The sequence below is a fragment of the Granulosicoccus antarcticus IMCC3135 genome (genome assembly GCF_002215215.1).
GTDB lineage: Bacteria > Pseudomonadota > Gammaproteobacteria > Granulosicoccales > Granulosicoccaceae > Granulosicoccus > Granulosicoccus antarcticus.
In genome coordinates, this window is sequence record NZ_CP018632.1 from 3,195,852 (window position 1) to 3,218,004 (window position 22,153).

The following is a 22,153-nucleotide window of genomic DNA, read 5'->3' on the forward strand; positions in this document are numbered from 1 at the left end:
AGCCACTGAACAAATCAGTCTTTATGATCGTCGAAGAATGACAGGGTGTCCGCGATCATGGAATCAAGGGTCTTTGTGCTGCTGTAGACGTTGAACAAGTGGCCCATATCTGCGGTCCAGAGTTGTTCTGGCCCTTCATGCGCTGCGATATAGGCATCTGCACTGGCTGGGAGTACCGTGGTATCCGCTGTGCCTTGTGTGACAAACAGAGGCCCGGTGTAGGCCGCAATCTCAGCCATTGGGTCCAGAGCTTCGATACCGTGGAAAAAAGCACTATTGAGTGATACTTCAGGGCCCCAGGAGAGTGTCGCAACCAGAGTGTGATCTGAGGCGGCCGCCTTGCCGGCTGCGAGCGTCTCTTCGCCCATCATTCCGCCATAGCTTGCATCGAGGTCTCCGACGGCTTGCCAAAGTGCAAGGGCGTCCGGTTTACCGCTTCGCCCAGCGGCTGCTGCTGCAATGACGCCACCCTGACTCCAGCCGATCACATAGAGGTCGTCGCCATCGACACTATCGAGTTTTTCAAGGTAATCGATTGCCGCCAGGGCATCAGATATCTGGCCTTCAAAGGTAGTGGATTCATAGGTGAAGTCAGCAATGCTGTCGCCGGAGCCTCGAAAGTCTATGCGAAGGCTGGCATAACCATTATCGGCGAGAGTGTCGGCAGTTCTTTCAAATACTCCTTCATCGGTGCTGGGGATGACGAGCTCATCTCTCGTCCCCGTAAAGCCATGTAGCAGTAATACAACGGGTGCCGGATTGCCTTCGGGTAGCTGCAGTGTTGCTACCAGGTCTTGACCTTCCGATTGCAGAGTGACAGTCTCTTCGGAGCTCTGTGCTACGGCCATCAAAGGCAGCGTTGTAGCTGCAACGGCAACTGAAACCAGAAGTGGAAAGGAAGCATTCATATCGGGATGTCCAGGCAGGTTCATGCCAGCATACGCTAGGGCCTGTCATCAATTAAAAGATAGATATTTTGACTTGTCGACCCGTTATAGTTGACGCCTACAGAGAACAGGCGTCGATGGGGCTCCAAACCATGGTTGGACGATACGGGCTTTCCGACAGACAATGGCAGCAACTTGGCCCGTTGTTACCTGGTCGTGCTGACACGGTCGGTGTCACTGCCAAGGACAACCGACTATTTGTCGATGCCGTACTTTATCGCTACCGTGCCGGTATTCCCTGGCGGGATCTGCCAGCTCGTTTTGGTGACTTTCGTGTCATCCATACTCGCCATTGTCGGTGGTCGAAAAAAGGGATATGGGAGCTTGTTTTCAAGGTATTAAGCGAAGACGTAGACAATGAATACGTGATGCTTGACAGTACGATTGTAAGAGCACATCAGCACAGCGCTGGCGCGGCTGGGAGCGAAAAAAAATAGAGTGCCTCGGGTTGTCGCGAGGGGGAATAAGTACCAAAATTCATGCACTGTGCGATGCATTGGGAAATCCGATCAGCTTCAAGCTCACACCCGGACAAGCATCGGATCTAGAGGGCGCTGACGCACTGCTGCCAGGACTCACGGCCGGTGCGCTGCTGGCCGATCGAGCTTATGATGTCGAGGAACGCGTGCGTAAGCGATTGCGAGAGGCGAACACTGAGGCCGTTATTCCCAGTAAGAAGTCTCGCCTTGTAAAGATCGAACATGACCGTGATTTGTACAAAGCTCGACATCTGATCGAAAATTTCTTCGCTAAAATCAAGCAGTACCGTGCGATTGCGACGCGCTACGACAAGCGAGCATGCAATTTTCTGGGAGCGATTCACTTGGTTGCCGCCATTGAATGGCTTAATTGATGACAGGCCCTAAGGGCTTGCAACAAATTATTTCACTACTCTTGTGTCGATACTGCAGCTATCTTTGGTACCTGCAATTATTCCCGGTTGTAGTCTATGGACTGTATTTGCCACTCCTTGTTTCCATCCGAGGTGCTGACGACGACATCGTCCCCAACGCTTTTGCCAATACAGGCCCTGGCCACGGGGGCATTGACTGAGGCGAAGTCTTTTTTGCCATAGATCTCATCGGGTCCAACGATTCTGAAGGTGAGTGTTCTATCGGCCTCATCAAGCAGCGTTACCCAGGCACCAAAAAACGCTTTCCCTTCCTGAATCGGGTTGTATTCAACGACGCGTAATTTTTCAAGCCTTTGTCTGAGGAACCTTACCCTGCGATCAATTTCACGAAGGCGGCCCTTATTATATTTGTAATCAGCGTTTTCAGAGCGATCGCCAAGACTGGCCGCCCACTGAACGATCTTGGTAACCGCCGGTCTTTCTTCACGCCACAGCTTGTCCAGCTCTTGTTTTAATTCGGCGTAACCTTGCGGTGTTATGACGTCTGAATCCATGATGGTTTCACAAGTGGGTGAGGGCGTTCTTTGTAGTGTCTAAGCTCGCAGCTTTCAGAGTCATGTGTTTACATGACCTTTTCCAGTTCAAACCTTGCCTATAAAAATCGATCCCGAAGCTTGTAGTACGCAAGCGACGGTGCGAGAAACCACGGATGACCGTAATACAATGGCCTACTCGAAAATGGCAGGCTATCAAAAGGCGTGGCACCCTCTTCGTGCCCCAGCGCTTTCAGGCCGGTACGCATGCCAAGATAGCTGGAGAAACCTATACCCGATCCGCAATACCCCATGGCGTGATAAAGGCCGTTTTCGCCGCCAGCGCGCATGAGTTTGTCGAATGTAAATGCCACGTAGCCCATCCAGGAATGGCTGATTTTTGCCGATTCGAGTTGCGGGAAAATCCGAATCATCTCCGCACGCAATTTCAGGGCGCTGGCGCGAGTATCGGTTTCTTGCAAGGACACACGTCCGCCAAACAGAATCCTTTTTTTATCCGGGGATGCACGGTAGTAATAGACTACTTTCCGGGTATCACAGATATTACGGTTTGTTGGAATTAGTTGATTGACAAGTTCGGTGGGTAGTTCTTCCGTGGCGATAATATAACTGCCAATCGGTATTACCCTGCGACGATGCCAGGAAAGGGCCTTGTTGGTATAGCCGTTGGTGGCCACGATCACTTTTTTTGCTTTGACAGTACGTTGCCCAGTGTGCACAAGGTACCCCTCGCCGCTGCGCTCTATTTTGCTGACAGTGACATGCGAAACAGCCGTGGCTCCGGCTGAAATCACCTTTTTCAGCAAGGCCGAGTGATACTTGCCGGGATCCAGGGAGGCATGATGAGGGTATACCGCGCCGCCTGCATAAATATCGGTACATACCTCGTGGTGGACCTCTGATTTTGCAACCAGGTAACCATCCTGCTCATCACCCTTGCGCAGGGGAGCACTCAATTCGCGCGCAAGTTCGTTGAAGCTGCGCTGATTGTGCGCACCAAGAAAGCGGCCCACTTTTGCATAATCGCATTCGATATTCTCTACACTAATAAAGTCAGCCACATAGTTCATGGCTTGCTCACCCGTACAGCGAATCGCCATTGCCTTGTCGGCACCAAAACGTTTAGTGAGGGTTGTCAGGCAAGGTTTTACGCCGAGGCTGATTTGTCCGCCATTGCGCGTGGAGCAACCTGCGCCCAATGCTTGCGAATCCAACACCAGTGTATGCATACCGCCGCGCGCGGTTTGCAACGCGGCGTGTAGGCCGGTGTAGCCGGAGCCGATGATCAGAACATCTACCGCGCAGGGCAAGTCAGCTTCCCCGGACTGTTGCGGAGGGCTTTGCTCCCACCAGTAGGGCGTGGTTTTGAAGTCGTCGGTGAACACTGGTTTAGGAATTATCCTGTGTGCCATCATTCGGGCGCATGCGACAAGTGCTGTCGGGGTGATAAAGAGTCGGTGTCGCTATATATTCCGTATCGTCCCACGAACCTCTCCAGCCACACTTCGATCACGAATGTGTAGCACCCGTTCAAATTCCTGTTCAAGGTACAACGCCTGCCCAATATCGCTGAATCTTGTTGATAGTCGCTTTGAGGCATTGTCTCGCAATACTGCATTCAGAAGGTAATAGGGTGTTCGAGTGCCGTTCTTCGATTGGGTGTATCCCTCGCTGACAAACAACTGTTCAATGGATGCAGCGTCGATCGTAGGCGCGGGATACCACGGCATGGGGGAGTGGCGTACCGTCAGCTGGTTCTCATTGACCGTTATCGTTGTGGAGTTGAGCACCCCGGCAAGGCCGCGGTACAACAAGCCAAAGCCTGCGAGTGCAAAGACGCCCCGGATCAGATCGATTCCGGTAGAGCCAAGCTTGAAGAGCAATAGCAGATTCCATAATACGGCGAAACCTAACAAGAACAGGCTTGAAATGCTGCGCCAACTCCAGCGAACCGAGAGTTGTCCATTCCCGGTGACGCTGAACCCTGGTGGCATTGCCGCCACTGGCCGTGAGCTTGCGACGTCCTCTGTCTTGACATTTACGTTCTGAGCCGGTTGTACGTTCGCGGCAGAGTGGGAGGCTGAGTCGGTATCGTGTGTGGTACGCGGCTTGGTCAGATCAAAGAGGACACCGCAATGAGAACAATGAACGACAGCAAGGCGACGGTCGAAACCGTCAACCTGGAGTGGGGAACCGCACGACTGGCAGCTGAGTTGATTCATGGAGACTGGCTGCACCTGATGTTGGGGTCCTGCCCAGTATAAGTTATCGAGAACGAGTAAGCGTTATCGATCGACTTGCTCCGGAAACAGACGGCCTGTCGCCTGCCTGTCCCAGGATTTGGATCCATCTCATGTTCTAGTCGATATCGATCCCGGAAAATCCCAATATCGAACCATCAAGGCTCACCGCTACGACATCATAGTGATAGCTCTCACCTGGCTCGACTATGTCGTAGAAACTGATTCCGCGTGTGAACGCATGGAAGGTGTTATTGCGTCGAATTTCGTAGCCATGAAAGTTGCTGGATAACGAACCAGGCCTGTCCCAGAAGAGCTCCAGAGTGCTGGAGCTGTAGCTTTTGACTGTCAAGCCTGTAGGTTCGAAAGGACTGTAAGCCGGCGAGTATCCAGAGTCTGATCCATCTTCCCCGGGTGCTGAATTTACAATGATCGGATTGCTTGTCGAGCTGAGCACACCCTCATCAGAATAGGTGGCCACCGAATACGCGTAATCGATGCCAGGAGTCATCGTGTTATCGATGTAACTGCCACCATTTGAGGTAGAGTCGAGTAGCTGGCCGTCTCTGTAGATATCTGCTCCTCCTGTCGTTGTGTTGTTCTCACCCCATGTCAACTCGACTGTCGTATCCGAATAGACATCGGCATTGACTACAGGTGCACTCGGTGTGGCAGCTTCATCACCAGGTAGCATCGGATCCCCCTGGTTTTCTCTGACAAAGCAGTTGAAATCTCCGTCTGAAGTGGCATAACACATCTTTGTCTCACCTATGCCGCCATAGAGTGCAACGACTTCTGGGCCTCTGTTTATCTCGAATATATTGGCGCTCAAGTGCGGCAGCCACGCTGCAGTGCCATTGTTGGTTGTACAGACAATATCTCCGCTTGCCTGCAAGCCGCAGATGAGGTTTCTGGTCATAGCGAGATCAACCATGTCACTGCCAAGCGGCGTTTGTGATTCATATCGGCAATGAATCTGATGGGTATCGGTCAGGCCACACGCATTGTCATCGTCGACGAGCAACTTGGTGTAGTTAACATCACTGTTCAAAAAGTCGGCCAGATCAAATTGTCCCCAGCAGGATATCGAACCATCCAGTGTCAAACCGCAGCTGGTAGTCAGATCATTGGCGAGCTGGGAAAACAACACATCAGCAGGTGGCTCTGACTCACCATGTGTATCCAGACCCCAGCATAGTGCGCGGTTGTCAGTGGTGACACCACACGTAAGATTTAGCCCTGCGCTGACGTTGATGAACTGTTCACCGTCGGGCACCTCATTCTGCCCAAAGCTGTTATCACCCCAACAGAAAATTGAGCCGTCCTCCGTCAGTCCACACATGTGTACATTACCCGCCACTATGGATGTCAGTGCCGGAGTATTTGGAGGTGGTTGCAAACGAGAGAAGTAATTCTCAGAAGCACAGCTCAGAGCGCCTGCATCAGATAAAGAACAGATACTCCAGGCTCCAACGGCATAATCCGTGACAGACTGTGCCTTTGCAGTGAAAGGGTACGAAGCGATCATCGCCAATGCCAGTAGCCAATATTTCATGTTTTGAACCTTCTAGTGTCAAGGCTCGAGTATAGCAACATGTATTTTTAGTAATGTTGAAAGTAACAGGGTGATACTACCGTACGGCGGGTGGAGGTATTGCTTGTGCTGTCATCGCGGACAGCGATGAGATAAACATATCGCTGCAGAGCGCATCCTTTTCGATAATGGTGGGCAAATCGTCGCCAGAAGCAATGAGACCATCGGTCAAGAGTTGTCTTTAATTGAATGGGGCCAGGGTGCATTCGGGGCAATTGCCGAAACAATTGCCCCTAATACTTTTCGATTGATTAATCGATCAAGGCCGTCGCAAAGCCGATGCCACGAAACGCAGAAAAGTTCTCAAACAGTTCACACTTGATGCAGAATTCAGGGTATTTCATCCGCGTGGATGCCATACGGACATTCGAACCCAGGACAAAATGGGCATCTTCAGAATTCTGTGCATACTCCAGAACATTTGAACCTGGGGTTCGATCGATATGGGTAAACGTACTGCCCATTGCGATGTTAAACGCAGTCAGAATGGAATCCTCACCCGTTTCGGGCAATCCTGCTATCGCGATATTGATCGTTGGGTCAGCCATTGCTGCGCGAATATCGTCAGCATTTCTAATCGGAGCAACGCCTTCAGGCAATGGTACATTTGTTCTGATTGCCGCCATATTGAAAGGATAATAAGAAGGCGTGATATCAGTGAGACCTGAACGCCGTTCATTGATCGCATAAGCTCCTCCAATCACGTCATAGCAACCATCGACTACTCTGTCTTCAGCCGTGCAATCAACGTCATCAGAAGTCGACAGCCACAGATACATATCATTGTTACCTGCTGATTCAGTGAATGAGACCCATTCGAGATCGATGTCGGTATTGTAGTGAGCGTTCAACTTTTCTTGAATGATGTCGAAATAGTCCACGGAAAACCCTATCGGCTGAGATGGGTTCTCGCCGGGGATCGCCCACGGCGCGCCGACAGGAATCCAGCCAAGGCTAAGCTTATGGGTGTCAAGCACATGAGCGAGCAGTGTGCCGGGCATTACTTCCGGATAAGGGTAGTCCTCGGAGTTTACCAATGTTGGATCGGACAGGTCCGGTGCAGGCATTCCGTATTTGGTTGTGACGTCCACATATCTAGCGTCCTCAATGGCCTCTCCCATCGCGGCGGTCAGTGCAGCGTGCAAATCCTGCTGCGCAAGGGCAGGCGTGGCGAGAGCAAATATCATCGCAGTAGCAGCAAATGATTTCTTGAACATATTTTCTCCTCCAAGATATTAAGGTATCGAACCTAATGGTGTGCAGGGTCGTCTCTTTTCCAATGTCATGAACAGGGAAATATTCTGCGCTAGACATCAGTTTGAATACGCTAACCCAATGGAATTATGTACTCGCACACCTCAAACCTTGCATCAGAAGACTTTTTATCTGGTAGTAGAAATCATGATATCGGGCAGAGATATTCCGTAATTTTCAGTCCTGACTGATATTGATGTGAACAATGTTGAAGGTGGGTAAATGTCTGTGTGGTTATAAGAAAGTGACCTTTCAAAGTGTCTGGAGTTGTATTAATACGCATTGAGTGCAATAGTGCCGAGGTGTTGAATTTCGAGATGTGATGACTGTCGTCGCTCATTCAGGCATGTGCATACATCGATCAACGTGCCAAATTACGCTGTTCTGAAATACCGCAACAAGGAGATCCAGTACGGCTTTATGCGTAGCTATGGCCCATCCAGGGGGTTACCCGGCTCGTTATCGCGCCGACTTGTAGAAGACGAGGTGCCAGAATGTCTGAGCACTGCGGGTCGCAGCCTCACCGGCAGATAGCGTTGAAATGCTACCGTAATACCATTCCTCAAAAATACTGGACGAATACAGGAAAATGTGCTGGGCTTGCGAGTCAGAAGCGTGTATTCGGAATCGAGATAACGATCTGCAGAAGTTGTAGAGCTCTATCTCATTCGCCATGACTCGTCGTTTCCGACGAGAGCGATACTATCGCTGATGTTGAGATAGATCTGGGGTCCTGCGCCCATCGTGGATTGGCTGGGTTAGGCTGGTCAGACTGTGAAGCTGCGTGGTATCTTCGCAAGATAACAACAGCTTGAATCTATCCGCATTTCCATCAGAGGAAGACGAATATCATGAGCAAGGTAATTGGCCACTTCATTGGCGGCGAACGCGTAACGGGAACCTCCGGTGTGCTTAATCCGGTCTATGACCCGGCGACAGGAAAGGTACAGGCACAGCTTGCCATGGCCAATCTTGATGACCTGAATAATGCGGTCAACAATGCCAGCCAGGCCCAGCCAGCATGGGCTGCGCTGAACCCTCAAAAGCGAGGGCGTGTATTCATGAAATTCGTCGAGCTACTGCATCGAGACATGGACAAGCTGGCTGAGGCCTTGTCCAGCGAGCATGGCAAGACGCTACCCGATGCAAAAGGCGACGTTATCCGCGGTCTGGAAGTGGCGGAATTCTGTATTGGTGCTGCCCAGATGATGAAAGGCGAATTTACAGAAGGTGCAGGTCCTGGCATCGATATCTATTCCATGCGACAACCGCTGGGTGTGGTGGCGGGCATAACTCCCTTCAATTTTCCGGCAATGATTCCGATGTGGAAGTTTTGCCCGGCGATCGCTGCCGGCAACGCCTTCATACTCAAGCCATCGGAGCGAGACCCTACAGTACCTTTGATGTTGGCTGAGCTGCTGCTGGAGGCCGGATTACCTGCAGGCATACTGAATGTGGTCAATGGCGATAAGGTAGTTGTCGACGGCATCCTCGATCATCCAGATATTGCAGCCATCGGCTTTGTAGGTTCGACACCCATCGCCGAGTATATCTACTCGCGCGGTTGCACGAATGGCAAGCGTGTTCAGTGTTTTGGTGGTGCAAAGAACCATATGATCATCATGCCGGATGCCGATATGGATCAGGCCGTTGATGCCTTGATCGGTGCCGGATACGGCGCGGCAGGTGAACGTTGCATGGCAATCTCGGTTGCGGTGCCGGTGGGCGAGGAAGCCGCCAACGCCCTGATGGAGCGACTGAAACCACGGGTGGAAGCACTGCGTGTTGGGCCATATACTCAAGCCGATGCAGATTTCGGACCGCTGATCACCGCTGAGGCCAGGCAGCGCGTCCTCAGTCTGGTGGATTCGGGTGTCGAAGCTGGTGCCACTCTGGCGGTTGATGGGCGAAAATTGTCGGTAGAGGGATACGAGGACGGAAACTTTGTCGGGGCTTGCCTGTTTGATCACGTCACTACCGACATGGCTATATACCGTGAAGAGATTTTTGGTCCCGTATTGTGCGTGGCGCGTGCGGCTGACTACGAGGCTGCGTTGCGATTGCCCATGGAGAATGAGTACGGTAACGGTGTGTCCATCTTCACTCGCGACGGAGATGCCGCTCGGGATTTCACCTCACGCATCAACGTCGGTATGGTCGGGGTCAATGTGCCCATTCCCGTACCTTTGGCGTACTACACATTCGGTGGCTGGAAGCGTTCCGGGTTTGGTGATCTGAATCAGCATGGTGCTGATGCCTTTCGCTTCTATACGCGAACCAAAACCGTGACGCAGCGTTGGCCCTCGGGTATCAAGGATGGAGCGGACTTCAATATACCGACCATGTGATAGTGGAGAGCTAACGATAATGCTTTGGGATCGAATGATGACGTACAGGAGTGCTCGGTAATGAATTTTGAACTGACTGAAGAACAACGTGCCATTCAGGATATGGCACTTGCCTTTGGCGAGGCAGAAATTGCTCCACACGCGGCGCGTTGGGAGCAGGAAGGCTCCATACCGAAAGAGCTTCTGCGTCAGGTGGGTGAGCTGGGTTTTGCGGGTATCTACGTCTCGGAGGAATTCGGTGGATCCAACCTGTCCAGGCTTGATGCCACACTGATTTTCGAGGCATTGTCGAAGGCCTGTCCTTCTGTGGCAGCCTTTATATCCATTCACAATATGTGCGCATGGATGATTGATCGTTATGGGTCTGATGAGATGCGAGCGCGTCTGCTGCCCTCGTTGTGCTCGTACGAGAAAGTGGCTTCTTATTGTCTGACGGAGCCCGGATCAGGTTCCGATGCCGCAGCGCTTCGAACCCGTGCCGAGAAAGTCGGGGATAATTTGTCGTTAAACGGTAGTAAAGCCTTCATCTCTGGCGGTGGATACGCGGATCTATATCTTGTGATGTGCCGCACTGGCGGTGAAGGCCCGTCGGGTATTTCTGCAGTGCTCGTGGAGGATGGTACGCCAGGGCTGAGCTTTGGGGCGCCAGAGAGAAAGATGGGTTGGCGCTCACAGCCAACGGCTGAGGTACAGTTTGCTGATTGCCAGGTACCGGCGAGCAACTTGTTAGGCAAAGAAGGTGACGGTTTTCGCTACGCCATGTCAGGGCTTGACGGAGGACGGCTTAATATCTCAGCCTGTTCGCTGGGTGCAGCGCAAAATGCAATGGATAAAAGTGTCGTGTATGCCTCTGAGCGCAAGGCGTTTGGTGCTCCAATAAATCAGTTGCAATCGTTGCAATTCAAGCTGGCAGATATGGAGATCAGCCTGCAGGCCTCTCGAAGCCTTTTGCACAAGGCGGCCTGGAAGCTGGATCAGAAAGCTCCCGATGCGGCAAAATTCTGTGCAATGGCCAAACGTTTTGTGACGGACCAATGCTTTGATGTCGCCAATGATGCCTTACAGATACACGGCGGCTATGGGTATCTTGAAGACTACGGCATAGAGAAAATTGTACGGGACATCCGGGTTCATCAAATTCTGGAAGGCACCAACGAGATCATGCGACTGGTTACCGCTCGTGCACTGATGTCAGAGTACACTTGATGGATACGCAAGTAGATACAGAGACGACACAAGCAGTAGCCAACGCTGATGTGTCGGTTCGGGTTGAAGGACGAGTGGGGCGGCTGACCTTGTGTCGTCCCAAAGCGTTGAATGCCTTGTCGCACGAAATGGCGCTGACGATTGAGGCGGCTCTACTGGAGTGGCAAACGGATGATGACATCTCGCTGGTCCTGATTGATGCAGAAGGTGAGAAAGCCTTCTGTGCCGGTGGTGACGTTGCCACGCTCTATCATCAGGGCAAGGCTGGCGATGTCGAGAGTGGCAGGCAGTTCTGGCGCGACGAGTATCGCTTGAACACACTGATTGACGGCTACGCTAAACCGTATGTGGCCGTCATGGATGGTATTACGATGGGCGGTGGTATCGGTATCTCGGCCCACGGCTCACACAGAATCGTCACCGAACGCAGTTCACTGGCCTTGCCTGAGTGTTCTATCGGGCTTGTGCCGGATGTCGGGGCCAGCCACCTGTTGTCGCAAGCACCGGGTCATCTGGGTGAGTTTCTGGCGCTGACGGGTGAACGTCTCAATGCCAGTGATGCGCTGTTTGTCGGATTTGCTGATTACCATGTGCCTGTCGAACGTCTGGGCGCGCTCAAGGATGCGCTCATCGAGTCCGGTGATGTCTCTGTCCTTGATAGCTTCCATGAATCAGCGGCTCGTTCGGTGCTTGTCGACAGAGAGTCTGAGATCAACCGGGTGTTCGGGGCACAGACACTGGTTGGAGTGATGGAGAGCCTGGAACAGCTAGAGGATGAGTGGGCACAATCGGCTGCAAAGAAAATTGGCTATTCATCGCCGTTATCATTGTTGCTTGCCTTTGATCTGGTTCGACAATCCCGTTCGGTTCCGGGGATCGAGCCGGCACTGACCCGCGAATACCGCTTCGTGTCGCGTGCCATGGAATATGGCGATATTCTCGAGGGCATACGTGCAGCCCTTATCGACAGAGATCGACAGCCGAACTGGAAACACGCATCGATTTCGGCAGTTCCTCAAGCGTTGATTGATCAATTCAAAGACGATGCTCCCGGGGGCGACCCGGATTTCAAGTCATTGCAGGGGTAGTTAAATGAAAATTGGATTCATAGGGCTGGGCAATATGGGTGCGCCAATGGCGGCTAATCTTGCCAAGGCGGGTCACGAAGTGTTCGGCTATGACACCGCCGAGGTCAGTGTGGAGGGCGTCACGCAAGTCTGCGAGGCATCGCAGGCAACGATCGATATGGATGCGGTCATTACGATGTTGCCCGATGGACGCATACTCAAGAGCGTCTATGAGCAAATCGTACCGCTGGGTAAACCTGGCGCCCTGTTTCTTGATTGCTCGACGGTTGATATGCTCAGTTCAAAATCTGCGCATCAGCAAGCTGCAGAAGCGGGTTTGTTATCCGTCGACGCCCCCGTCTCGGGCGGCATGGGAGGGGCTATTGCAGGTACGTTGACGTTCATGGTGGGTAGCAGTGCCGAGGCCTTTGAGCAGGTCAAGCCGTTGTTGGACATCATGGGCAAGCGTGTCGTACATTGCGGTGAGGGTGGTGCCGGTCAGGCCGCCAAGATCTGCAATAACATGTTGTTGGGAATATCGATGATAGGCACGTGTGAGGCTTTTGCATTAGGTGAAAAGCTTGGACTGGATGCGGAGCGATTGTTTGAGGTCATGTCGACATCATCAGGTTCATGCTGGTCAGTCAATACCTACTGCCCGGTGCCTGGTGTGGGCCCTTCGAGCCCTGCTGATAATGGCTACAAGCCAGGGTTTGCAGCCGAGCTGATGCTCAAGGATCTGCGCCTCAGCCAGAATGCTGCCGAGCAGGTTGATGCCAGTACGCCAATGGGGCTTAACGCCACCCGAATATACGAAAAATTCGTTGAACGTGAAGGCCTGGGCAAGGATTTTTCTGCCATGTTGCTGGCGTTGGCAGCGAGTACACGAGGACAATCAAATGACTGAACAAGCCGCGAACAAATGTGTCCGTGTCGAGCGTGAAGGGCGAGTTGTAATCCTCACGATTGATCGACCCGAAGCGCTGAATGCCCTTAATTTACAGGTGTTGAGCGAATTGACGGATGCCATGGTGCCGCTCGACAGCGACCCCGGTGTTGGCTGTTTCGTGCTGACAGGCTCGGCCAAGGCGTTTGCTGCCGGAGCCGACATCGCCGAGATGCGTGATAGAACCTATCCTGATGCATTTCTGACCAATATGCTCGCAGGCTGGGAGGCCATCGCACAGCTTCGAACTCCTAAAATTGCAGCGGTATCAGGCTATGCGCTGGGTGGCGGTTGCGAATTGGCGATGATGTGCGACACCATCTATTGCGGACAATCCGCACGTTTCGGGCAGCCGGAGATCAAGCTGGGCGTTATTCCCGGCATGGGAGGATCACAACGTCTGACGCGACTGGTGGGGAAGAGCAAGGCCATGGACATGATCCTGACCGGGCGCATGATGGATGCAGACGAAGCCAAAGAAGCAGGTCTGGTTGCACGCATCTATCCGGACGATGAGTTGCTGGGTGCTGCAAAAGAGGCTGCTGCTCAAATCGCCTCCTACTCCAAAACCACTGCCCTGGTTGCCCGAGAGGCCGTGGATAGAGCTCTGGAAACCTCATTGAGTGAAGGCTTGTTGTTTGAGCGCCGGATTTTCCAGTCTCTGTTTGGCACGGATGACCAGAAAGAAGGGATGAGTGCATTCATTGAAAAACGCAAGGCAGACTTCAAACGCTGATAGTCACGGTTGATGGGCTGTTTGTTTGAACAGCCCATTGCAGTTATTCAAGAAAGGAGTTTCAGGTTTGGGGGATACACTTTTTGATTTGACCGGGAAAAGCGTCCTGGTCACTGGCGCATCCAGTGGTCTGGGGGCGCATTTCGCGCAGTTGTTTGCGCAGCGAGGTGCGAACGTGACGCTGGCGGCCAGGAGCTGCGAACGGCTGGCTGAGGTTTGTGAGCCTCTGGCTCGGGAAGGCGCCCAGGTCCAGGCTGTGACGATGGATGTCACCGATCAGGCAAGCATTGAGGCATTGTTTGAGCAACGTTGTTTTGATGTCGTCGTCAACAACGCAGGCATCTCGGTACCTGGACGGGCAATGGACTATGGCATCAGCGATTGGGAGAGAACAATCGCAACCAATTTACAGGGCAGTTTCATGGTTGCCCAAGCGGCTGCACGTGCGCTGGCTCGAGAGAAAAAAGGCGGCTCTATTGTCAATATCGCCTCAATTCTGGGTTTGCGGGTTGCAGGTCAAGTGAGCGCTTATGCAACTTCCAAAGCGGCTGTTGTGCAGATGAGCAAAAGCCTGGCATTAGAGTGGGCGCGATTCGGTATTCGTGTCAATGTGCTGTGTCCCGGTTATTTTGAAACGGCACTGAACAAGGAATTTTTCGCAACCGAGGCCGGATTGGCCTTGATACAGCGTATTCCGCAGCGGCGTTTGGGGCAGCCCGAGGAACTCGATGGCGCCATGTTGCTACTCGCCTCGGATGCCGGACGTTTTATGACAGGAACCGAGATCGTCGTTGATGGCGGGCATCTGGTATCAGGGCTTTGAAGGAGTAGATTATGGATTTTACAATTACCCCCGAACTGGAAGCGCTGCGTCAACGTGTGGCAAGCTTTGTTGATGAGCGACTGATCCCTTTGGAGGCGGACCCGCAGGCCTACGATGCCCATGAAAATATTGCGGATGCCGTATTGCAAGAGCAGCGTGCAGCGGCGAGGGAGCAAGGTTTGTGGTGTCTGCAACTGTCAAAAGAGATCGGCGGTGGTGGGCTCAACAAGGCGGGTATGGCGGTTGTCTATGAGGAAATGAATCGCTCTATATTTGGCCCTGTGGTGTTCAATTCTGCCGCGCCGGATGATGGCAACATGATGGTATTGGAGACGCTGGGCACCGCCGCCCAGAAAGAGCGCTGGTTGATGCCTTTGGTGCGTGGCGAGGTGCGTTCAGCCTTTGCAATGACCGAGCCGCACCCTGGTGGTGGCTCTGATCCGGGCATGATGCAAACGAGGGCTGAGAAGCACGGTGAGCGATATGTCGTGAACGGGCACAAGTGGTTTATCACCGGAGCCGAAGCGGCTGAACATTTCATTTTGCTGGCTCGCACCTCGGATGATGAACGGCGTGGCCATACCGCCTTCCTGTTCCATCGTGACGATCCGGGTTGGGAGATTACACGGCGTATTCCCATCATGGGGCCAGAGGAGCACGGCGGTCATTGTGAGATTGCGTTCAATGGATTGGAAATACCCGCAGAAAACGTTCTGCTGGGAGAAGGTTATGGGATGAGGGTGACGCAAACCCGTCTGGGCACCGCGCGCCTGACCCATTGCATGCGATGGCTTGGTCTGGCGAAACGCTGTGTCGAGATTGCGACCGACTATGCCGAGAAACGCCAGGGTTTTGGTCAGCTCCTGATCGAACGGGAATCTGTGCAGCAAATGCTCGGTGATATTGCCATGCGGATCGAGGTTGGACGGTTGTTGGTGATGAAGGCTGCCTTGGCGATTGATCGTGGGGAGTTTGCCAAGAAAGAGATTTCAATGGCAAAGATTCAGGTGGCCAATGTGCTGCATGACGCCGCAGATGTGGGCATTCAGATCAACGGGGCCAGGGGCTATTCCAAGGACACGGTGCTTGAGTGGGTGTATCGCTATGCACGTCAGGCGCGCCTGGTGGATGGTGCCGACGAAGTTCACCGCATGGTGCTGAGCCGCGAGTTGCGTGCCGCCGGACGGGATTTTTGGTCCTGGAACTCGGAGTAAGGCAAGCATGAGTGCATTTGATTTTGAACCGGATGCCTTGAAGTCCATTCTGGACGAGCATCTTGGCGTCGAAGATATGACTCAGCTTGAGCGGATTTCTGGCGGTCAGTCCAATCCCACTTATTATCTGACTCATGGCAGCAGGCGGCTGGTGCTACGCAAACAGCCGAATGGCCCGATTTTACGGGGGGCACATGCCGTTGATCGAGAGTTTCGCGTAATGACTGCATTGGGCCAACAGGCTGTGCCAGTACCCGATACCGTCTTCTTTCATGAAAACCCTGCGGATCTGGGCACGCCGTTCTATCTGATGGATCGGGTCGAAGGTCGGGTGTTTGAGGATTGCGCCTTGCCGGGAATGAGCCCTGAAGAACGGCGAGCGATCTACTTCGGCATGGCGGATGCGATGGCGCAGATGCACAGCATTGATCCGCAAGTGGCTGGTCTGGCTGACTATGGTAAGCCCGGTGATTATTTTCAGCGTCAGATAAAGCGCTGGACCCGCCAGTTACACGCCAGCACAGGGGATCCGATCGCGGAACTTGATCGCCTGGCCGAATGGCTGCCTTCACAGGTGCCGCCTGAAGATGGAAGAGTGGCGGTTGCGCATGGCGACTTTCGTTTGGGCAATATGATGTTTCATCCGACAGAGCCCAGAGTGGTCGCTATTCTTGACTGGGAGTTATCTACCCTTGGCCATCCTTTGGCCGATTTGGGATTCTGCTGCATGACGTGGCACAGCACGCCTGAGGAATACGGAGGTATTCGAGGCCTTGATTGGCAGGCACTGGGTATTCCGTCAAAGCAGGAGTTTGTCGATCGTTACTATGCCTCGGCAAACCCGACCAAAGCATTGCAGGATTTTCATATCGCGTTTTCGCTATTCCGATTTGCAGTGATCTTTGTTGGTATCGCAGATCGGGCTCGTGCGGGTAATGCATCGGCTGTCAATGCTGCAGAAACAGCTCCCCTGGCGCGCGCTTTTGCCATTCGTGGTTTGGAAATTGTTGATGCCTGACTGACCCATGGTCTGGTTGGTAAGGGCCATGATGGGCGGCCTCTTTGCTGTAAGCAGTTTTTTGTTCAAGGGCCTCGATTAATCAGGCCCTTGAACAAAACAAGGCAAAATTACTTTGCCTTGTAGAAGCGGACATAATCAATCACGAGAGCCGGATTGTTGAATTCAACGAGATCGTTGGGACTTGGAAAACGATTGTTGGACCGACGTCCCAGACCACCGGCGTTGTTGGGGAAGTTAGTCCAGTTTCCACCCATGGCCAGATTGAGAATGACGTACAGCTCTTCGAAATTGGCTTCGTTGTTGGCAACTTCACTAACCTGCTCGCCGTCGATGAACCAGGTTATACGGCCCGGAGCCCACTTCACGGCATAGACATGAAAGTCTTCGCTATAGTCTAAACCCGTGTAGACCTGACCACTTGGCTGGGGCTTGATGAAGTTTGCATCACCGAAGTGAGAGGAGGTCACGTTCTTGAAGTAATGGAAGGAGTTATAGATATACCAGGGAGCGTGACCCAGGTTTTCCATGATATCGATTTCAGTGCGTTGCGTACCTTCAGCGACTCGTTTTTCGTGGAGCAACCAGAAAGCCGGGAAAGTACCGTTTGCACTGGGAATCTTGATTCGTGCTTCAAAATAGCCGAATTTCTGACTGAATTTTTCATGCGTCGAGATGGCGCCAGAGAGGAAAGTCTGCTGGGACGAGATTTGTTTCAGTGAGCCGTAGGTAAGCTTTTTGGTTGATGTTTGCAACGGGTTCTTGACAGCGCGAATGGAGAGTGTGGAGCCATCAAACTGGAACGGGTTGTAAACAGGTACGATCGACTCCTGATGTTCCTGATCCTCGCTGAGGACGTTGACATAGAACTGATCCTCCCCGTTGATGACGCGATACTCGTAGCGCTCACCATTGAATTCACCGTCCCAGCGCAGCTGCGAGCTCCAGCGAAAAGGGTTCAGAGCGGTACCGTTGAACTCATCACTGAAAACCAGTTCATAACCGCTGTGTTGGTAGACTTCAGGATAGTCGTAGGAGGTCGGATCGATCTGACTCTCCACACTGGCTGCATTCTCATCACCTTGAGAAGGTGGTGGCGCTCCAGCGTAGGTGTTTCTGTCAGAGGAGGCTTGGGTGACGTTGACCTTGATCGTTGCAGACTGTACGGATGAGTTGCCATTGGCATCGATAGCATCAACCGTCATCGAGTGCTCGCCAACCCAGAGATTGCCGCTGGTGAAACTCAGATCATTGGTTTCTCCGGCGTAGATTCCATCGACTGTCACCTGGTAACTGGTCGCACCGTCCACAGCACTCCAGCTCCAGGTGATTTCACCATCATTGGCATAAGACTGTGCCACTTCGCTACCACTGGTATTCAGAGGAGTGTCGATGGCGTAAGCCATGGGCGATATCAGCCCTGAAAGGGCAATTAGAAGGCAGGACTTTTTTACAAGGTTCTTACTGATCATCGTGTTTCGTCTAAGCGCTCATATTGCGATGTCGTTTTCAAGGGGTACCCTACCTTGGCCCTTTGAACTCAAACATCGCCTTTTGTGTAGTTAGCAGAAACCGCTCGCGTAAAAAAATCCTCTCGCAACGAGTGGCTTACAACATGTGAAGTGCTGTGATCTGGAAATGCTTCAGAAAGGTGCATTGCAAAATATACAATTGCAAACAACTGTTGCAGCTTCGATCACCGCGGAATAACATCCAAGGATCCAGCCAATCCAGTGGGGTACTTTGTGAGAATTTGGATATGTTTACTAGACGGAAAGGTTTGGGAAATCGACTAAAGACCCTTGCTTCATCATCCGATTGCCGCAGGGTGACTCTCGAAACCAAGGTCGTAGTCGGGCAGTGACTTGATCACCGCAGATTGCCTATCCGTGTGTCACCTTTGTCATATGGCAGGCTGACCTTCTCTGGTCTTATTTGTAGCGGCGAAGTCTTCTTGCATCTGTAATTTCCGCATTTTTTCCACATTTTCAGGCTCATCAGCCATCGGTTCTGATGTCCAATAAGCGTCAATAAAAAAATTGGCATCGACATCAAGTGCACATAGTCAGAAATAGCAACAGGCAGTACGCAGTGAACCGCGCAAGGGCGATGTTCGCTATCAGCCTGTTGCTGAGTGTTTCAGCTTGTGCCGGCGTGGGGCGTGAACAGGATGAGGCGGCAATAAACGCCAAGAGCGACCGACTATGGGTGCCGCAAGGCAACAACGCAGCGATTGAGCAAAGCACTGTTTCTGGTGCTGCGCAGGCCAGTGCTGCAAAGGCGCAAGGGCCGGTATCCAGCTACATCGTGCAGGCAGGCGATGGACTGGCTGACATTGCGCGTCGAGTGACAGGCTCGCAAAACAACTGGCAAGCTATCGCGCAATACAATGATCTTGCAAACCCGAACGCGCTACGTGTTGGTGATACGTTGAACATACCACCCAGATTTCTGGCCGGTAGGCAGACGGCGACAAGCGCTGATGGTGAGCTTGACTCGAGGATAGGTGAGTCAGGTGGTGTGGTTGATTTGCTGGGTGTGTTGAGCAAAGCCCAGGATTATGATGCCGACTTTCAGGCAGCGATAACGAACCGTTCGATTTCACAAAGATCATTGCCCATCGCACGTAGTGTTCAGTTGCCTCAGATCGCTCTCGGCTATGCCGGTGGCTACTATGATTTCGAAAGTGATTCATCAGATGCCTATACCGGTCAGCAGTTGACTCTGACACTTACCCAATCAATCTACGACAAGGCCGATGCGATAGCCGTAAAGCAGGCAAAGCTCACAGGTTCGGTGGCTGACACGCAGCTTCAGGCCGAGCATGAAGATCTGGTCATTCGTGTAGCAACCAGCTACTTCAATGTGCTCAAGGCGATGGCGGAGCTTGAATACCGGCAAGCAGATGTTGATGCAACCCGACAACAATTGCGGCAGACAGAAAATCGCTACGAGGTTGGCAATATTGCCTTCACCGATGTTGCAGAGGCTCGGGCACAGTCTGATCTGGCGGCAGCATCGCAAATTACCGCAAGAGCCGAGCTTGATGGCGCGTTGGAGGCTTTGGCAGTCAGCACCGGTACCTCTGTGACAGGTGATCTTGCACCGTTGATGCAGACCATACCCTTAGTGTCTCCTGACCCTGCTGATGTCGATGCCTGGGTGCAAACGGCGATGGCGAATAACAAGTCATTGCTTGTTGCCAGAAATCAGATTGAGATAGCGCAACAACAGGTAGATCAAACGCGGGCAGGACGTTTGCCTGTGGTGAGCTTGACGGGGTATCTGTCAGGTGTCGACAGTGACTACGATGCCAGTGACGATGTATCAGCCGGAGGCTATACAGGGCAATCGGTGGAGTTGGGAGTCACGTTGCCGGTGTTCTCAGGTGGTTTGGTTTCAGCACAAATTGCTCAGGAACAAGACAGGATGCAGTTGGCCAACGATCAGATGCAAGCAGTAGAACGCCAAACCGTTCAGGCAACGCGCGATACTTATCGGGCGGTTGTGTCTGCAGTGAGTCGGGTGGAAGCTTTGAGTCAGGCACGCCAGTCAACTCGACAGGCCACCCAGGCGACTCGATCCGGGTTTGAGCAAGGTACGCGTACCTCGCTTGATGTTCTGGGGTCTCAACGCGATACGCTCCGGGCACAGACGGAGCTGAGCGCAGCCAGGTATGACTATGTGCTGCAGGTGCTGGAATTGAAGCGTATCAGCGGTACCTTGGAGCTTGCTGACATCAAACGAATCAATGGGTGGTTAGACTAAGTTCAAGCACCGAACACGGACCACAGCATTTTCAAGCTGCTCAGGCCTAGAAATGCTGCAAAAGCGAGCCGCAACCTTTCCGGATTGAGTCGCGCTGCCAGTGATGCTCCATGAGGTGCAGTAAACACGCTTGCAGAAAAAATCAGCACGGCTGCAGGAACATTGACATAGCCAAGTGAGTAGGGCGGGCGTAGATCTGTGGACCATCCTGACCAGATGAAGCCTGCGACTGCCGGTACTGCAATCAATAAACCAAAAGTCGCCGCTGTCCCAACAGCCCGATGGATTGGGAAGCAGTATGCTGTCAGTACTGGAACCGAAAGCGTGCCACCACCAATACCCATGAGGGCGGAAAAGACGCCGATGAATCCGGCTATAGGTTGACTGACTGAGGGTAGTTTTTCCGCCAGGATGATCTTTTTAGGCAGGGCCATGTTGATCGAGACCGCAAAGGCAATGCAACCAAAAATCAGGGTCAGACTTTCGGATGCAAGGTATTTGGATGCAACTCCGCCTATCGCCGAGCCCAGAATAATCCAGGGTGCCCACGATTTAAGAAGGTCCCAATCAATGGTCCCGCGTTTATTGTGTGCTCGTGCTGATGATATAGAGGTGGGGATAATGGTAGCCAGGGACGTTGCCACTGCCAGATGCATAGCTACCTGCGAAGGTACGTCAAGGTAGTCAAACAGTAGAAACAAGACGGGCACAATGACGATGCCACCTCCAACACCCAACAAGCCTGCAAGAACACCTGCGATGGCGCCGGTAAATATCAGACCACCCGCAAGAAGTATGAGAAAAATGGGTGAATACAGGTCTGTCATGTGGTTTTTCCTGATTTGTGTGGGTGGAGCCGGTAATGGCCCCACTCGCAAGCGCCTGTCTCAGGCGTGCTTTCCGATTTTCCAGCCACGATGTCCGAGCTGTTCTTCGGCAGTTTTGGCAGATGCCTCTTCGAGCTGGGTTGCCATTGTATCGTTCCATGTGTTCAGAAACGAGCCGATGGAAAGGACGGCAACCAGTTCTACAATCTGATCTTCACTGTAGTGCAGTTTTAGCGCATCGAAATCTGCATCGGTCGCAGCATTGGGATGTTGGGAAGCTTGCAAGGCAAATTGCAATGCGACACGTTCTGCTTCTGAGAAAACCGGGCTGGTATCAAACAGCCAGAGATCTTTGATCTTTTCTTCAGATACGTTGTTGTCGCGTGCCAGGGCAGATACTGAATGTGCCTGACAGTAGAGGCATCCGTTGCTTTGGCTTTGTAGCAAGAACATCATTGACCTTAGCTCAGCAGGGATAGTCAAAGAGGCGGCAAGTGCCTTCTGAAAGTCTCCATAGGCTTTTGCGATCAAAGGCTTGCGGGCCATTGTCCTGAACGAGTTGGGAACCTTTCCCATCTTTGTCTGATACGTTTGCACAGCGGGTGCAAGTTCTTCGGGAATATCGTCGATATCGAGGGGTGTAATTCTAGCCATTGGAAACCTTTTTGTTCGCTGGTTTTTTGTTCCGACATGCACAATGTATTCGATGACTTGATTGCATGATATCGAACGTATGGCAGGCGGGTTTATCGCGTATG

General features: G+C 52.5%; 20 protein-coding genes. 11 read left to right on the forward strand and 9 right to left on the reverse strand.

Annotated elements, in window-relative coordinates; all coding sequences use genetic code 11:
- Positions 1-14: 14 nt before the first annotated feature.
- On the reverse strand, positions 15-908 hold the full coding sequence (locus IMCC3135_RS13775) for an alpha/beta hydrolase family protein (RefSeq protein ID WP_157735974.1): 894 nt from the start codon (positions 906-908) through the stop codon (positions 15-17).
- A 131-nt stretch (positions 909-1,039) separates the two neighbouring features.
- Here IMCC3135_RS13775 and IMCC3135_RS13780 point away from each other — a divergent pair.
- Positions 1,040-1,800 (forward strand): IS5 family transposase gene (locus IMCC3135_RS13780; RefSeq protein WP_418251411.1). Its coding sequence is split into 2 segments (ribosomal slippage): positions 1,040-1,367 and positions 1,367-1,800, totalling 762 coding nucleotides; the frame shifts between segments, so codons are not numbered across the junction.
- A gap of 77 nt (positions 1,801-1,877) precedes the next feature.
- Here the strand turns inward: IMCC3135_RS13780 and greB are convergent.
- From greB to IMCC3135_RS13795, 3 genes are all read right to left on the reverse strand, one after another.
- Positions 1,878-2,354, reverse strand: coding sequence for a transcription elongation factor GreB (gene greB, locus IMCC3135_RS13785; RefSeq protein ID WP_088918153.1), 477 nt, complete (start codon positions 2,352-2,354; stop codon positions 1,878-1,880).
- Positions 2,355-2,452: 98 nt separating this feature from the next.
- Positions 2,453-3,739 carry an NAD(P)/FAD-dependent oxidoreductase gene (locus IMCC3135_RS13790; RefSeq protein WP_205738038.1) on the reverse strand — a complete coding sequence of 429 codons (1,287 nt, stop codon included), beginning with the start codon at positions 3,737-3,739 and terminating at the stop codon, positions 2,453-2,455.
- A gap of 78 nt (positions 3,740-3,817) precedes the next feature.
- Positions 3,818-4,348, reverse strand: a complete 531-nt coding sequence (locus IMCC3135_RS13795) for a hypothetical protein (protein WP_088918154.1) — start codon at positions 4,346-4,348, stop codon at positions 3,818-3,820.
- 141 nt (positions 4,349-4,489) lie between these two features.
- Here IMCC3135_RS13795 and IMCC3135_RS35225 point away from each other — a divergent pair, with 141 nt between their 5' ends.
- On the forward strand, positions 4,490-4,618 hold the full coding sequence (locus IMCC3135_RS35225; RefSeq protein WP_257790409.1) for a hypothetical protein: 129 nt from the start codon (positions 4,490-4,492) through the stop codon (positions 4,616-4,618).
- A 94-nt stretch (positions 4,619-4,712) separates the two neighbouring features.
- Here the strand turns inward: IMCC3135_RS35225 and IMCC3135_RS13800 are convergent, their stop codons facing one another.
- A complete protein-coding gene (locus IMCC3135_RS13800) occupies positions 4,713-6,149 on the reverse strand; it encodes a hypothetical protein (RefSeq protein WP_088918155.1) in 1,437 nt (478 codons plus the stop codon).
- A 290-nt stretch (positions 6,150-6,439) separates the two neighbouring features.
- Positions 6,440-7,405 carry a hypothetical protein gene (locus IMCC3135_RS13805; RefSeq protein WP_088918156.1) on the reverse strand — a complete coding sequence of 322 codons (966 nt, stop codon included), beginning with the start codon at positions 7,403-7,405 and terminating at the stop codon, positions 6,440-6,442.
- A gap of 888 nt (positions 7,406-8,293) precedes the next feature.
- Here IMCC3135_RS13805 and IMCC3135_RS13810 point away from each other — a divergent pair.
- The 8 genes from IMCC3135_RS13810 to IMCC3135_RS13845 all read left to right on the forward strand — a co-directional run bounded on the left by IMCC3135_RS13810 (position 8,294) and on the right by IMCC3135_RS13845 (position 16,800).
- On the forward strand, positions 8,294-9,790 hold the full coding sequence (locus IMCC3135_RS13810) for a CoA-acylating methylmalonate-semialdehyde dehydrogenase (protein ID WP_088918157.1): 1,497 nt from the start codon (positions 8,294-8,296) through the stop codon (positions 9,788-9,790).
- 60 nt (positions 9,791-9,850) lie between these two features.
- On the forward strand, positions 9,851-10,996 hold the full coding sequence (locus IMCC3135_RS13815) for an acyl-CoA dehydrogenase family protein (RefSeq protein WP_088918158.1): 1,146 nt from the start codon (positions 9,851-9,853) through the stop codon (positions 10,994-10,996).
- Entirely contained in the window at positions 10,996-12,084 is a 1,089-nt protein-coding gene (locus IMCC3135_RS13820) for an enoyl-CoA hydratase/isomerase family protein (RefSeq protein ID WP_088918159.1), read from the forward strand. Before IMCC3135_RS13815 ends, IMCC3135_RS13820 begins: the two co-directional genes overlap by 1 nt.
- A gap of 4 nt (positions 12,085-12,088) precedes the next feature.
- Positions 12,089-12,970, forward strand: a complete 882-nt coding sequence (gene mmsB / locus IMCC3135_RS13825) for a 3-hydroxyisobutyrate dehydrogenase (RefSeq protein ID WP_088918160.1) — start codon at positions 12,089-12,091, stop codon at positions 12,968-12,970.
- On the forward strand, positions 12,963-13,745 hold the full coding sequence (locus tag IMCC3135_RS13830) for an enoyl-CoA hydratase-related protein (protein ID WP_088918161.1): 783 nt from the start codon (positions 12,963-12,965) through the stop codon (positions 13,743-13,745). Before mmsB ends, IMCC3135_RS13830 begins: the two co-directional genes overlap by 8 nt.
- A gap of 67 nt (positions 13,746-13,812) precedes the next feature.
- Positions 13,813-14,568, forward strand: a complete 756-nt coding sequence (locus IMCC3135_RS13835; RefSeq protein ID WP_088921841.1) for an SDR family NAD(P)-dependent oxidoreductase — start codon at positions 13,813-13,815, stop codon at positions 14,566-14,568.
- Positions 14,569-14,579: 11 nt separating this feature from the next.
- Positions 14,580-15,782 (forward strand): acyl-CoA dehydrogenase family protein, encoded by a 1,203-nt coding sequence (locus IMCC3135_RS13840; RefSeq protein WP_088918162.1) that lies wholly within the window; start codon positions 14,580-14,582, stop codon positions 15,780-15,782.
- Between the two features lie 7 nt (positions 15,783-15,789).
- Complete coding sequence (locus IMCC3135_RS13845; RefSeq protein ID WP_088918163.1) at positions 15,790-16,800, forward strand: phosphotransferase family protein; 1,011 nt, start codon at positions 15,790-15,792, stop codon at positions 16,798-16,800.
- A gap of 110 nt (positions 16,801-16,910) precedes the next feature.
- Here IMCC3135_RS13845 and IMCC3135_RS13850 read toward each other — a convergent pair whose 3' ends face one another.
- Positions 16,911-18,206: a glycoside hydrolase family 16 protein gene (locus IMCC3135_RS13850; protein WP_157735975.1), complete on the reverse strand. Its 1,296-nt coding sequence runs from the start codon at positions 18,204-18,206 to the stop codon at positions 16,911-16,913.
- 703 nt (positions 18,207-18,909) lie between these two features.
- Here IMCC3135_RS13850 and IMCC3135_RS13855 point away from each other — a divergent pair.
- On the forward strand, positions 18,910-20,568 hold the full coding sequence (locus IMCC3135_RS13855; RefSeq protein WP_088918165.1) for a TolC family outer membrane protein: 1,659 nt from the start codon (positions 18,910-18,912) through the stop codon (positions 20,566-20,568).
- Between the two features lie 2 nt (positions 20,569-20,570).
- Here the strand turns inward: IMCC3135_RS13855 and IMCC3135_RS13860 are convergent, their stop codons facing one another.
- Positions 20,571-21,395 carry a sulfite exporter TauE/SafE family protein gene (locus IMCC3135_RS13860; protein WP_088918166.1) on the reverse strand — a complete coding sequence of 275 codons (825 nt, stop codon included), beginning with the start codon at positions 21,393-21,395 and terminating at the stop codon, positions 20,571-20,573.
- 60 nt (positions 21,396-21,455) lie between these two features.
- A complete protein-coding gene (locus IMCC3135_RS13865) occupies positions 21,456-22,049 on the reverse strand; it encodes a carboxymuconolactone decarboxylase family protein (protein WP_088918167.1) in 594 nt (197 codons plus the stop codon).
- Positions 22,050-22,153: the final 104 nt, after the last annotated feature.

Coding starts and splice junctions, on each gene's coding strand:
- IMCC3135_RS13815 (WP_088918158.1), top strand. CDS start 9,851: ATGAATTTTGAACTGACTGAAGAACAACGTGCCATTCAGGATATGGCA.
- IMCC3135_RS13800 (WP_088918155.1), bottom strand. CDS start 6,149: ATGAAATATTGGCTACTGGCATTGGCGATGATCGCTTCGTACCCTTTC.
- IMCC3135_RS13830 (WP_088918161.1), top strand. CDS start 12,963: ATGACTGAACAAGCCGCGAACAAATGTGTCCGTGTCGAGCGTGAAGGG.
- IMCC3135_RS13865 (WP_088918167.1), bottom strand. CDS start 22,049: ATGGCTAGAATTACACCCCTCGATATCGACGATATTCCCGAAGAACTT.
- greB (WP_088918153.1), bottom strand. CDS start 2,354: ATGGATTCAGACGTCATAACACCGCAAGGTTACGCCGAATTAAAACAA.
- IMCC3135_RS13775 (WP_157735974.1), bottom strand. CDS start 908: ATGAATGCTTCCTTTCCACTTCTGGTTTCAGTTGCCGTTGCAGCTACA.
- IMCC3135_RS13850 (WP_157735975.1), bottom strand. CDS start 18,206: ATGGCTTACGCCATCGACACTCCTCTGAATACCAGTGGTAGCGAAGTG.
- IMCC3135_RS13855 (WP_088918165.1), top strand. CDS start 18,910: ATGTTCGCTATCAGCCTGTTGCTGAGTGTTTCAGCTTGTGCCGGCGTG.
- IMCC3135_RS13845 (WP_088918163.1), top strand. CDS start 15,790: ATGAGTGCATTTGATTTTGAACCGGATGCCTTGAAGTCCATTCTGGAC.
- IMCC3135_RS13810 (WP_088918157.1), top strand. CDS start 8,294: ATGAGCAAGGTAATTGGCCACTTCATTGGCGGCGAACGCGTAACGGGA.
- IMCC3135_RS13805 (WP_088918156.1), bottom strand. CDS start 7,405: ATGTTCAAGAAATCATTTGCTGCTACTGCGATGATATTTGCTCTCGCC.
- IMCC3135_RS13860 (WP_088918166.1), bottom strand. CDS start 21,395: ATGACAGACCTGTATTCACCCATTTTTCTCATACTTCTTGCGGGTGGT.
- IMCC3135_RS13795 (WP_088918154.1), bottom strand. CDS start 4,348: ATGCCACCAGGGTTCAGCGTCACCGGGAATGGACAACTCTCGGTTCGC.
- IMCC3135_RS35225 (WP_257790409.1), top strand. CDS start 4,490: ATGAGAACAATGAACGACAGCAAGGCGACGGTCGAAACCGTCAACCTG.
- IMCC3135_RS13820 (WP_088918159.1), top strand. CDS start 10,996: ATGGATACGCAAGTAGATACAGAGACGACACAAGCAGTAGCCAACGCT.
- mmsB (WP_088918160.1), top strand. CDS start 12,089: ATGAAAATTGGATTCATAGGGCTGGGCAATATGGGTGCGCCAATGGCG.
- IMCC3135_RS13840 (WP_088918162.1), top strand. CDS start 14,580: ATGGATTTTACAATTACCCCCGAACTGGAAGCGCTGCGTCAACGTGTG.